Genomic DNA, 12,512 nt, shown 5'->3' with positions numbered 1-12,512 from the left:
CCACCCCCGCACCGTAGAAGTGAAGAATTCTCGCTCTGGAGATTTTAGAAACATGACCGAACGTCCCGTCGATCTTTCCTCGCTACCGTCCAACGGCGCAGCCCGCCGTTCGCTGTTCTCCGCCCGCAAGTTCGCGCTGATGGCCTCCGTTGTCGCCGGCCTTGGCGCCGCCGTGTATGGCTTCTCGCCGCAACAGGGCCCGGCTGATATCTTTGCCGGCGCGGCGCACGCGCAGGTCAATACCGAGGTCCGCAAGGTCGAGCGGCCGATCGGTTTTGCCGACATTGTCGAGCGCGTGAAGCCGTCGGTGATTTCGGTGAAGATCAACATCGCGGACAAGAGTTCCAAGGACGATAGCGCCAACAAGGACGATGACTCGCCGTTCCCGCCGGGCTCGCCGATGGAGCGTTTCTTCCGTCGCTTCGGTGGTCCGGATGGCTTGCCCCCGGGCCTGCGTGGCGGACCGCGTGGCCCTCGTGGCCCGGTAACGGGTCAGGGTTCCGGCTTCTTCATCTCGCCTGACGGCTATGCCGTGACCAACAACCACGTGGTTGACGGCGCCGACAAGGTCGAAATCACGATGGAAGACGGCAAGACCTACACCGCGAAGGTGATCGGCACCGATCAGCGCACTGATCTGGCGCTGATCAAGGTCGAGGGCCGCACCGATTTCCCGTTCGCCAAGCTGTCCGATAGCAAGCCGCGGATCGGCGACTGGGTGCTCGCGGTCGGCAACCCGTTCGGCCTTGGCGGCACTGTGACCGCCGGCATCGTCTCGGCCTCCGGCCGCGACATCGGCAACGGTCCGTACGACGATTTCATCCAGATCGATGCGCCCGTGAACAAGGGTAACTCCGGCGGTCCGGCATTCGACACCAATGGCGAGGTGATGGGCGTCAACACCGCGATCTATTCGCCGTCCGGCGGCAGCGTCGGCATCGCGTTCTCGATCCCTGCCTCGACGGTGAAGTCGGTAGTCGCCCAGCTCAAGGACAAGGGCTCGGTCAGCCGCGGGTGGATCGGCGTCCAGATCCAGCCGGTGACCTCCGACATCGCCGACAGTCTCGGCATGAAGAAGGCCCAAGGCGCGCTGGTGGCGGAACCGCAGCAGAATGGTCCGGCGGCCAAGGCCGGCATCCAGTCCGGTGACGTCATCACCGCCGTCAATGGCGAGCCGGTCAAGGATGCCAGGGAACTCGCCCGCACCATCGGCGGTCTCGCACCCGGCACCGCGGTCAAGCTCAACGTGCTGCAAAAGGGCCAGGACAAGGTCGTCAACCTCACGCTCGGCCAGTTGCCGAACACGGTCGAGACCAAGGCCGACATCGGCAAGGAAGACAAGGGCGGCGCGACCAAGGGAACTGACGTGCCGAAGCTCGGCTTGACCGTGGCGCCCGCCAACAGCGTGGCCGGCGCCGGCAGGGAAGGCGTCGTGGTTACCGAGGTGGACCCGAAGAGTGCGGCGGCCGAGCGCGGCTTCAAGGAAGGCGACGTCATTCTTGAGGTCGCCGGCAAGACCGTCGGCAGCCCGAGCGAAGTCCGTGAGGCAATCGACGCCGCGCGGACCGAGAACAAGAACAGCGTTCTCATGCGCGTGAAGAGCGGCGGTTCGTCGCGCTTCGTCGCGGTGCCGCTGGCAAAGGGCTAAACGAGGACTAGATACCAGATGGAGGGTCACGCCGGCATTCGTCGCCCCCGCCGACGTCTCCTTCCGGGGAGCGGGTGCAAAACTCGCTCCCTCTGGCAACCTTCCTTCGGAATACGCCCCCCTCCGTCGGAAGGGCCTAAGGGCGGTGAGGTCCCCCAGCCTCATCGCCCGCTCTTTTCACTTGATTGCGATAACGCGCGGTCGCCTTGCATGTGCAGGGCGGTCGCGCCATGGTGAGAGGAACCAAATCCTGTGAGCGCCCCCGCAGCAATCCCCACACCCGTCACTCAGATGCGCCTGTTGATCATCGAAGACGACCGCGAGTCCGCTGACTATCTGGTCAAGGCGTTCCGTGAAGTCGGCTATGTCGCCGATCTCGCCAGCGATGGCGAGGAGGGACTATCGATGGCCGAGAGCGGCGATTACGACGTGCTGGTGGTCGACCGCATGTTGCCCAAGCGCGACGGCCTGTCCGTGATCGGGAGCTTGCGCGAGAAGGGCAATCGCACGCCGGTTCTGATCCTCTCCGCGCTCGGCCAGGTCGACGACCGCATCAAGGGCCTGCGCGCCGGCGGCGACGACTATCTGCCAAAGCCCTATTCATTCGCCGAATTGCAGGCCCGCGTCGAAGTGCTGTCGCGCCGCAATGTCGGCCCGGCCGAAGAGACCACCTACCGCGTCGGCGATCTCGAGCTCGACCGTCTTTCTCATCGTGTCGCCCGCGGCAAGGACGAGCTGACGCTGCAGCCGCGCGAGTTTCGCCTGCTCGAATATCTGATGAAGCATGCCGGCCAGGTGGTGACCCGCACCATGCTTCTGGAAAACGTCTGGGATTATCATTTCGATCCGCAGACCAATGTCATCGACGTGCACATTTCGCGGCTGCGCTCCAAGATCGACAAGGGCTTTGATCGGCCCTTGCTGCACACGATCCGCGGCGCCGGATACATGATCCGTGACGGCCTTCGGTAAACTGGTCCGGACCACGGCGTTTCGGCTGACGCTGGTCTATCTGTTTTTGTTCGCGCTGTTTGCGGCGTCGCTGCTTGGCTATTTCGCCTGGAATACGCGGCGGCTGATCAACGAGCAGATCACCGCCACGGTGAACGCCGAAACCGCGGAGATTACCGACATCTATACGCGTCGCGGCCTGCGCGGCCTCGTCTTCACGCTTGGCAACCGGGCACTGCGGCCGGGCGCCAACCTCTATCTCGTCACCACGCCGGAAGGGAAGGCGATCGGCGGCAATGTCGGCGCGCTGGCGCCGGGCGTGATGGCCTCGACCGGCTGGTCGGAGACCGGCTATCGCCGGCTCGACGAGCAGGACACCGCGGATCACCGCGCGCTGGTGCGTGTCACCGAACTCACCAACGGTTTTCGTCTCCTGGTCGGCCGCGACCTGGAGGAGCGCCGCCGGCTGTTCGGCATCGTCGCCAACGCCGCGCAGTGGTCGCTGCTGGTCGTCATCGTGCTCGGCATCGGCGGCGGTATCTTCGTGGCGCGGCGGGTGCTGCAACGGATCGACGCCATGACCGGCACCACAAGGCGCATCATGGCGGGCGACCTCTCGGGGCGGCTGCCAGTCGGCCGCTCCGGCGACGAGCTCGACCGTCTCGCGGAAAACCTCAACGCCATGCTGGAGCGCATCGAGACCCTCATGATGGGGCTGAAGGAAGTCTCCGACAACATCGCCCATGACCTCAAGACGCCGTTAACGCGCTTGCGCAACCGCGCCGAGGAGGCGCTGGCGAGTTCGGGCAGCGAGGCCGAATACCGCGCGGCGCTGGAGCGGACCATCGAGGAATCCGACGGCCTGATCCGCACCTTCAACGCGCTGTTGATGATCGCGCGCGCCGAGTCCGGGCAGGCGCGCGGCAACATGGATGATTTCGACGCAGCCGACGTCGCCAGGGGCATCCACGAATTGTATGAACCGCTGGCCGAGGACGACGGCATGACGCTCCGCGTCAAAACCGCGACCGCGCGGCTGCATGGCAACCGCGAACTGATCAGCCAGGCACTTGCCAATCTGGTCGAGAACGCCATCAAGTACGGCAAGCCCTCGCCGGTGGTGCAACCGCTGGACCCTGCCGCCGCGGCGCGCACCCGGGAGATCCTGATCGAGGCGCGACGCGAAGGCGACCACGTGCTGCTCAGCGTCACCGATCATGGACCCGGCATTCCCGAAGGCGATCGCAAGCACGCGGTCGAGCGATTCGTGCGGCTTGAGGCGAGCCGCACGCTGCCGGGTTCCGGCCTCGGGCTCAGCCTGGCGTCCGCGGTGGCGACCTTGCATGGCGGCGAACTCAGGCTCGGCGATTCCCGTCCCGGCCTGACTGCGACGCTGGTCGTCCCGGCGCTATCTGCCGCGGCCGACAGGCTTGCGGCTCAAACGCAGGATGTGCCACAGAAGGTGGCATGAATTCCTCCGCCTTGGCCGCGCGGTTCGTCAGCGGGCCGCATATCGCAGCCAGCAGTAATGCCGAACGACGCCTGGGAGACTGGCTCGCCGAACTGGAGCCGGAGCAATCGGCTGAGATCAAGGCGTGGCTGGATCGCCCGCTCGCCAGGACCATCCTGCTTGGCATCGCCGAGTTCTCGCCATACCTGTTCGACCTGATCCGGGCTGACGCCGCTCGGCTGCTGCGCTTGCTGGCATGCGACCCGGAACCACATCTCACCTCGCTGATCGAGAAAGGCACGCGCGACGTACTCGCTGCCGCGGGCGAGGCCGACGTGATGCATCTGCTTCGCCGCATGAAATCGGAGGCCGCGTTATTGATCGCGCTGTGCGATATCGGCGGGGTCTGGCCGGTGATGCGCGTGACGGCGGCGCTGACCGATCTTGCAACCGTGTCCGTGCAGACGGCGCTGCGCTTTCTGCTACGTCAGGAGGTCACGCGCGGCCGCATGACCGCGCTCAATCATGATCGACCGGAGGAGGACAGCGGATTGATCGTGCTCGCGATGGGCAAGATGGGCGCGGGCGAATTGAACTACTCCAGCGACATCGACCTGATCGTGTTTTTCGATCCCACCCGCACCTCGCTGGTAGCAGACATCGAGCCTGCGCCGTTCTTCGTGCGGGTGACGCAGGCGCTCGCCCGCCTGCTGCAGCAGCGCTCCGGCGAGGGTTACGTGTTCCGCGTCGATCTGCGCCTGCGCCCCGATCCGGCCTCGACGCAGGTGGCGATATCGACCGAGGCGGCGCTTCACTATTACGAGCGGGAAGGGCGGACCTGGGAACGCGCCGCGATGATCAAGGCGCGCGTTTGCGCCGGCGACGCCAAGGCGGGCGAGGCGCTGATCGCGGAACTGTCGCCGTTCGTCTGGCGCAAGCATCTGGATTTTGCCGCGCTCGCCGACGTCCACGACATGAAGCGGCAGATGCAGACCTATCGCGGCCAGAGCGAGATCGCGGTCGAAGGTCATAACGTTAAGGTCGGCCGCGGCGGCATCCGTGAGATCGAGTTCTTCGCGCAGACGCAACAGCTCATTGCCGGCGGCCGCCATCCGGAACTGCGGGTGCGCCCCACGCTCCATGCGTTGCAGGTGCTGGCGACCAGCAACTGGATCAGCTTTCAGGCCCACGACGAGTTGACCGCGGCCTATGAGTTCCTGCGCCGCGTCGAGCACCGGCTGCAGATGATCTCGGACGAGCAGACCCATGCGCTGCCCGAGGATGCCGAGGCCGTGGAGCGCTTTGCAAACTTCTTCGGCTATGAGAGCCGGGCGGCCTTTGCGAAGGACTTGCTAGGCCATCTCAACATCGTGCAGGGACATTACGGCAAGTTGTTCGAAGGCGATCCGACCGGCACGGTGAAGCTGCCGCAGCTCAATTATGCAGGTGGGCCTGAGGATGCGCGTCTGCTCGATCACCTGACGATGCTCGGCTTCAAGAAGCCCGTCGCGGTGGCTGGCACCCTGCAGCACTGGATGCAGGGCAACTATCGCGCGCTCCGCAACGAGGCGACCAAGGCTGCCTTCATCGAATTCGTGCCCGGCCTGATCCACGGTCTCGCGCATGCCGAAGACCCCGACGACGCCGTGACCACGTTCGATCGCTTTCTCGGCGCATTGCAGCGCGGCGGCCGGCTGATTTCACTGTTGAGCCAGAACCGCGACCTGGTCGCGCTGGTGGCCTTGATCCTCGGCGCCGCGCCGCGGCTCGGCGACATGCTGGCGCGCCAGCCGCAGATCATGGACGGCTTGATCGATCCCCGTTTCTTCGGCGCGATGCCGGACCGAAAGGAATTGTCGGCGCGGCTGGCGGCGACGCTGAAGGACGCGGACTCTTACGAAGACTTTCTCGATCGCCTGCGGCTGTTCGGGCAGGAGAGCCTGTTTTTGATCGGCACGCGGATCCTGTCCGGCACGGTTTCCGCCCAGCACGCCGGCGTCGCCTTTGCCGACGTCGCCGAGGGCATCGTGCATACCGTGCACGGCCTGGTGAGAGACCAGTTCGCGACCCAGTACGGCCGCATCAAGGGACAGGAGACCGCGATCGTCGCGATGGGCCGGCTCGGCAGCCGCGAGATGACGGCATCTTCCGATCTCGACCTGATCCTGCTGTATGATTTCGACACGGACAATCCCGATTCCGACGGCGAACGATCGCTGCACGGCGCGCAATATTTTACGCGGCTGACCCAGCGGTTGATCTCGGCGTTTACGACGCGGACCAATTACGGCGTACTCTATGAGGTCGATATGCGGCTGCGGCCGTCGGGCCGCGCCGGGCCGCTGGCGTCGCGGATCGATTCCTTTTCCGACTATCAGGAACGCGAAGCCTGGACCTGGGAGCACATGGCGCTGACGCGGGCGCGAGTGATCTCGGCTTCACCGGCGTTTCGGAAAGAGATCGAGGACGCGATCCGCAACGTGCTGACGCGGCCGCGCGATGCGGCCTCTACCGCCGGCGACGTCGCCGACATGCGCCGGGCGATTGCGCTGGAGAAGGGCGAGGACGACATCTGGAACCTCAAGCAGGCCGCCGGCGGCCTGGTCGACATCGATTTCATCGCGCAGTATTTGCAGCTCGTTCACGCCTCGGAGAAGCCCGAGATCCTCAGCGTCTCCACGCTGCAGGTGCTTGATAACGCCGCACGCCTCGGCGTGCTGCCGCCATCCGACGCCGAGATTTTGCGTTCGGCGGCGCGACTCTATCACGACCTGACGCAGATCCTCCGGCTTTGCGTCACCGGCAAATTCAAGCCGGAGACGTCGGGTGAGAACCTCTTGCGCGTCATGGCGCGCGCCGGCGACACGCCGGATTTCTCGACGCTGGAAGCGCGGCTACGTGAAACCCAGGCCGAGGTGAGGCGGATTTTTCAGGCACTGATGGGCGGGGGCTAGGTTACTGGCGCGCCCATGGCCGCGACGGGCGCGTCAGTCAAATCGTGCCGTTGCAGTCTTGCCGTCGGGCGCTGTGAGTTGAACCGCACCCTTGGGATTGGCCGGTAGGGCCGTGGCCGCTGTTCCACTCAGGTTGTTCCTTTCCGAAGGAGCGAGCGTTATGCGTTCGGCCTTTCCTCCAAGATTGAAAATGGCAACGCCCTTGAAGCCCTTCGGGTCAACCGGCTTGTCGTTTTCGCCAATGAGGAAGATTTCAATCGCCTTGTCCTTCAAGACAAGTTCCACATGGTATGGACCGGCTTCGGCGAGACGCCCGCCATGGGACGCTTTCGGCTCGTGTGCGTATGCCGGAATCCCCGCCAGCAGGGCGGCGCCGAGAGCGAGATATCTGAACTTCATGGGCGGTCTCCTTTCAAGACTTGAGCGATCAATAGGAATGTGAGGCAGCATGTTTCCCGAGAGACTCGTCGGACTGCCGCTGCATCAGCCGCATCAGCGGCTTTTTGCCGAACATGAGAAACAGGACCGGCGTAATCAGCGCATCGAGCAGGGTCGCGCTGATAAGCCCACCGAAGATCGTCACCGCGACGGGGTGCAGGATTTCCTTCCCCGGCTCGTCCGCCGCGATAAGCAGCGGCAACAGCGCAAGCCCCGCGGAAAGCGCGGTCATCAGCACAGGCGTCATGCGCTCGAGGCTTCCGCGGATCACAAGCTCCGGCCCGAACGGCATCCGTTCCTGCAAAGCAAGATTGATGTAGTGGCTTATCTTCAGAATCCCGTTGCGTGTCGCGATTCCCGTCAGTGTGATGAATCCGACCATGCTGGCGACGGATAGCGGCTGGTCGGTCAGCGCCAGCGCCGCAACCGAGCCGACCAGCGCGAGCGGGACGCCACCCATGATGATCAAGGCCAGCACGGCGGAGCGATAGCGGCTATAGAGAATCGCAAAGATCAGCGCGAGAGAAATGGCTGAAAGGACACCGATTCTGAGGCTGGCTTCCTCCTGAGCCTGGAATGTGCCTTCAAGGTTCGCGGTGACGCCCTGCGGCAGGCTCGTCGCCTGCAATTCGGCGCGAATGCGGCGCACGATCTCCGCCATGTCGGTTTTGCCGTCGGAGTTCGCCAGCACGACAATGCGTCTGCGGCCGTTCTCTCTCAGGATTTGGTTCGGCCCATCCGTTTCCTTCACGTCCGCGATCTGACGTGCCGGTATCCAGCCGGAGGGGGTCTTGATCAGGAGCTCGCCAAGCTTCTCGGTGGTGCGCAGCCGCTCGGGCAGCCTCATGACCACGTCGTGGCGTTTGTAGCCATCGACCACGCGCGAGATGACGCGCCCACTCGATAGCCGCGATAATTGTTCCGTAACGGCACCGGGCTGCACGCCATACAATGCCGCCCGCGTATAATCGACGCGGACTTCGAGTTGCGGAATACGCACCTGCTTTTCGACCTGGAGGTCCTGGATGCCGTCAATCTTGGCGAGCCGTGCACGGAGTTCCTCTGCGCTGTTTCGCAGCGTGTCGAGGTCGTCGCCGAACAGTTTGAGGGCGAGTTCGGCACGAACGCCCGAGAGCAGGTGATCGAGCCGGTGCGAGATCGGCTGCCCGACATTGATCGAGAGCGGCAGCACCGAAAGCCGGGAACGAATATCCGCGACGATCTCGGATTTTGGCCGCCGCGAGGGCTTGAGATCGACTTCAAGATCCGAGGAATGGACGCCTTCAGCGTGCTCGTCCAGCTCAGCGCGCCCTGTCCGCCGCCCAACACTGATTACTTCCGGCACATCGAGCAGCAGGCGTTCCGCGATCGATCCCACCCGGCCGGATTCCGAGAGCGAAACTCCCGGGGCGAACGCAATGTTGATCGTGAAAGTACCCTCATTGAAAGCCGGCAGGAACGCGCGCTTCAAGGCGAATGCGCCCGCGCCGGCGCCCAACACGGCGAGCGCAGTCAGGCTAAGCAGCAATCCTTTGCGGGCGAAAGCGAACCGGAGCGCGGCATGGTTGGCGGACTTGAGCTTGCGAACAAGCCAGCTCTCCCGTTCCGTTAGCCGCTTCATCCCCGGTAGCAGGTAGTAGGCCAACACGGGCGTCAGCGTGATCGAAACCAGCAGGCTTGCGAGGATCGAGATGATGTAGGCGTGGCCCAGCGGTGCGAACAGTCGTCCCTCGATGCCCGAGAGCGCAAACAGCGGCACGAACACGAGGACGATGATCATCGTGGCATAAACAATTCCCGATCGCACTTCGTTGGATGCCGAAACCACCACGTCGAAAACTGAACGGGGATTGCCTTGCTCCCTGTTCTCGCGCAGTCGGCGGAAGATGTTCTCGACATCGACGACGGCGTCGTCGACCAGTTCGCCGATGGCGATAGCGAGTCCTCCCAGGGTCATCGTATTGATCGAGAGACCGAGCAGCGTGAAGATGATGGCTGTGGTCAGGATCGAGACCGGGATCGCCGTAAGCGAGATTGCCGTGGTGCGCCAGTTGAGGAGAAATGCGAACAGGATGGCCGCTACGACGAGCGCTGCTTCGAGCAATACCCGTTCGAGGTTCTGGATCGAGTTTTCAACGAAGTCAGCCTGCCGGAAGATGATTTCATTGGCTTTCACGCCGGACGGCAGGCTGGGCTCCAGCTCGGCGAGCGCCTGCGTGATCTGTTGCGTCAGCCGCACTGTATCGACGTTAGGCTGCTTCTCGACCGAGACGATCACAGCGGGCCTGCTCATATAGCCTGCATCGCCGCGTTTGACCTTGGGCGCAAAGTCGACGTTCGCCACCTGCCGCAGCAGGATAGGGCGTCCCTCGATGGTAGTAACGACGATGTTACGCAGGTCTTCCAGGCTCGTGGTGCGCCCGATATTCCGGATCAGATATTCGCGGGCGTTCTGATCGGTGAATCCACCGCCGGTATTGGTGCCGAACTGCCTCAGCGCCAACTCGACCTGCTCATAGCTCACACCGAGTGCGCGCAACGCAGAAGGCAGCGGCGCAATCCGGTACTGGCGGACCTCGCCGCCGATCGGGATCACCTGCGCGACGCCGGGTATGGCGAGCAGCCGCGGCCTGATCGTGAAATCGGCGATCTCGCGCACCTCCATCGGGGAGGCCGTCTTCGACGTCACCGCGACCAGCAGAATTTGACCCATAATCGAACTGATGGGGCCGATCTGCGAGGTGACGTTCAAAGGCAGTTGGCTCTGCACCTGTGCGAGACGTTCCGCGACCAGTTGACGGTTGCGGTAAATATCGGTTCCCCAGTCGAACTCCACGTAGACGATCGAAAGCCCGATGCCTGAGACCGAGCGCACGCGACTGACACCCGGCACGCCATTCATCTGGGTTTCGATCGGGAAGCTGACGAGCTGCTCGACTTCCGGCGGCGCGTAGCCTTCCGACTCCGTCATGATCGTGACGGTCGGACGATTGAGGTCGGGGAACACGTCGACCGGCAGCCGGCGCGCGGTATAGGCGCCGAGCACAACGAGGATGCCCGCGATCGCAAGAATGAGGAGGCGGTTGCGGAGGGAGGCGCTGACCAGGAATGTGAACATGAACGTGTTCCTTCAGCGCACGTGATCGAGCAGGTCCGCGCCTTGCGACACCACCCGCTTGCCCGGAGAGAAACCGGACACGATCAGCACCCGGTCGCCGTCGAGCGGCTCCGTGCGCACGCTCCTTGCCACGAACCGCTCAGGCGCGACGTGCTCATACACGAAATCCTGGCCATTCGACCCGCGCACGACACTGCTGCGCGGCACCGCGAGGCCTTCCTTTGTTTCGTCGGTGGCGACCAGCACGGTCAGGAACTGGCCGGCCCTGAGCCCCGCCGTGTTGCCCGTTACGGCAAAATGCACCGGCACCGACTGGCTGCGATCGGCGAAGCCGGTACCGCGATAGGTGAGGTCGTAATTTCTGCCCGTATAGGTCGACGCCCGTGCACCCTGCGATGGTTCGACGGTCTCGAAGCTGAGCGCCTCGACCCAAAGCCGCGCGGGATCGATGATGTTGAAGACCACGGAGCTTGGCTGGACGATTTGGCCGGCCACGGCGCTGCCTTCAGCGATGACGCCCGCGACCGGGGCAATCAGCGGTTCGGGGTCGCGGCGCGATTTTTCAATCGATGCGCGCCGCTCGCGCAGTCCTTCCAGCTCCAGCCGCGTGTCCTCGAGTTGGGTCCGGGAAATAGCGCCCGACGGCGCGAGTTGTTCGTAACGTGCGAACCTGCGTTCCACGATCGAGATTTGCTGATCGAGTTCACCTTGGCGCTGCCGCATGTCGGAAATATCGATCGCCTGAATCGGTGGCGTGACGTAGCCCAGGATGTCGCCCTGTTTGACCCGTGTGCCCAGTCGAGGAAAACCCTCCGCCGGCGCGGAAAGCCGGCCGCCCACGGCGGATTGCACATACCCGCTGGCATTGGGATCGGGAATGATCCTGCCTGGAAGTTCGGTGACCTTCCTGTGCTTCGCCTGTTCGGCGACGAGCGTCCGCAGCGCAAATATCCGCTGCACCGTCTTGGGCACGAACACCGTCCCATCCGACAGGCGCTGGGCGCGTTCTCCTGAAACGGCGCTGATCGCGACTTGCGCCTTGTCTTCCTCATGGCCGTGGCCTTCATGCGCTTTCGTCTCGCGGACCCCGGTGAGCGCAGCAAGGATGGCGATGATGGCCGCCGCTCGTCGCCCACGGAGCGCCACGGCCGTTAGCAGCGCGCCCGCCACCAGGCCGCCCAGAGCGAGAAGGATCGAAGTCTGGCCAATGCGTTCGCCATGAGTCGCTGCACCTGGCAAGGCACTTTGCGCCGTCTCACGCGCAGTCTGAATCGTCATCGGCAAAATGTCGGTGGCGTCTCCCACCGTAACGGTAAAAATGAGTTCGGTACGTCCGTTCTTTGCCAGCCACGGCGCCGCTAGTCGGTATGTGCCGTCGGCATTCTCGGTAGCCCTTGCGGGGCCGCCGGGAGTTTCAACTTCAAGTACTGCACCGGTCACCGGGTCGTTCGTAGCGAACCGATCGAGATGGATCTCAAGATGGTCGCCGCGGGCGACGGCAACGATCTCGAATGCGTTGGAATCGGCCTCGCCACGCGGCAACGCGCCTGCCGAGACGGCAGGTTGTTCGCCATGGTCATGACCCTCATGGGCGGAAGCGGGAGCGATCGCAGCGCACAGAGCTGCGACTGCCGCGAGAGCACGCAGGGCGCGCCCGAAATAGGAAAGCATACCAAGAATCCTTCAGTCTGAATGACCGTCAGCCGCCGGCCGTAACGCGGGCCGCGCAAATTCACTGATCGTTTGCGTTCAGATGAAGTATTTTGGGAGGGCGCCTGAGGGAATCAGGCGCGCGGTCTGGCCTTATCGGGGACGGGACAAATGCCACACGTGTTGTCGACCGGGGGAGAGAGACGAGTTGCACAAAGCTCGGCAACCCGGCCGCACAGCAAGCGGCGCATGTCAAGGTGCAGCAGGCGCCGACGCAATTCCGGTCAGAAGAGGCGGGTGTCT

Annotated in this window: 7 protein-coding genes; 4 read left to right on the top strand and 3 right to left on the bottom strand. The window is 64.0% G+C overall.

Annotated features, from left to right (window positions below; genetic code table 11):
• Positions 1-52 precede the first annotated feature (52 nt).
• The 4 genes from V1292_RS31335 (at position 53) to V1292_RS31320 (ending at position 7,003) form a co-directional block, all read left to right on the top strand.
• Positions 53-1,648 (top strand): Do family serine endopeptidase, encoded by a 1,596-nt coding sequence (locus tag V1292_RS31335; protein ID WP_334376387.1) that lies wholly within the window; start codon positions 53-55, stop codon positions 1,646-1,648.
• A 291-nt stretch (positions 1,649-1,939) separates the two neighbouring features.
• The gene (locus V1292_RS31330) at positions 1,940-2,620 is read left to right on the top strand and encodes a response regulator transcription factor (protein ID WP_334377219.1); all 681 of its coding nucleotides are present in this window, start codon (positions 1,940-1,942) and stop codon (positions 2,618-2,620) included.
• On the top strand, positions 2,604-4,070 hold the full coding sequence (locus tag V1292_RS31325) for a sensor histidine kinase (protein ID WP_334376386.1): 1,467 nt from the start codon (positions 2,604-2,606) through the stop codon (positions 4,068-4,070). Before V1292_RS31330 ends, V1292_RS31325 begins: the two co-directional genes overlap by 17 nt.
• Positions 4,067-7,003, top strand: a complete 2,937-nt coding sequence (locus V1292_RS31320; RefSeq protein WP_334376385.1) for a bifunctional [glutamine synthetase] adenylyltransferase/[glutamine synthetase]-adenylyl-L-tyrosine phosphorylase — start codon at positions 4,067-4,069, stop codon at positions 7,001-7,003. Before V1292_RS31325 ends, V1292_RS31320 begins: the two co-directional genes overlap by 4 nt.
• A gap of 33 nt (positions 7,004-7,036) precedes the next feature.
• Here the strand turns inward: V1292_RS31320 and V1292_RS31315 are convergent, their stop codons facing one another.
• From V1292_RS31315 to V1292_RS31305, 3 genes are read right to left on the bottom strand one after another with little or no spacing between them, the layout of a single operon-like run.
• Complete coding sequence (locus V1292_RS31315) at positions 7,037-7,453, bottom strand: hypothetical protein (RefSeq protein WP_334376384.1); 417 nt, start codon at positions 7,451-7,453, stop codon at positions 7,037-7,039.
• On the bottom strand, positions 7,431-10,559 hold the full coding sequence (locus V1292_RS31310) for an efflux RND transporter permease subunit (RefSeq protein ID WP_334376383.1): 3,129 nt from the start codon (positions 10,557-10,559) through the stop codon (positions 7,431-7,433). The genes V1292_RS31315 and V1292_RS31310 overlap by 23 nt, the downstream gene beginning before the upstream one ends.
• Positions 10,560-10,571: 12 nt before the next feature.
• Positions 10,572-12,101, bottom strand: a complete 1,530-nt coding sequence (locus V1292_RS31305) for an efflux RND transporter periplasmic adaptor subunit (protein ID WP_442895580.1) — start codon at positions 12,099-12,101, stop codon at positions 10,572-10,574.
• Positions 12,102-12,512: the final 411 nt, after the last annotated feature.

This window comes from Bradyrhizobium sp. AZCC 1719 (assembly GCF_036924525.1).
Classification (GTDB): domain Bacteria; phylum Pseudomonadota; class Alphaproteobacteria; order Rhizobiales; family Xanthobacteraceae; genus Bradyrhizobium.
This window is presented reverse-complemented; position numbering and strand designations above follow the sequence as displayed.

What these genes read in the sequence shown, in the direction of transcription:
- V1292_RS31320 (WP_334376385.1), top strand. Translation starts at nt 4,067, where the DNA reads ATGAATTCCTCCGCCTTGGCCGCGCGGTTCGTCAGCGGGCCGCATATC.
- V1292_RS31330 (WP_334377219.1), top strand. Translation starts at nt 1,940, where the DNA reads ATGCGCCTGTTGATCATCGAAGACGACCGCGAGTCCGCTGACTATCTG.
- V1292_RS31315 (WP_334376384.1), bottom strand. Translation starts at nt 7,453, where the DNA reads ATGCTGCCTCACATTCCTATTGATCGCTCAAGTCTTGAAAGGAGACCG.
- V1292_RS31310 (WP_334376383.1), bottom strand. Translation starts at nt 10,559, where the DNA reads ATGTTCACATTCCTGGTCAGCGCCTCCCTCCGCAACCGCCTCCTCATT.
- V1292_RS31335 (WP_334376387.1), top strand. Translation starts at nt 53, where the DNA reads ATGACCGAACGTCCCGTCGATCTTTCCTCGCTACCGTCCAACGGCGCA.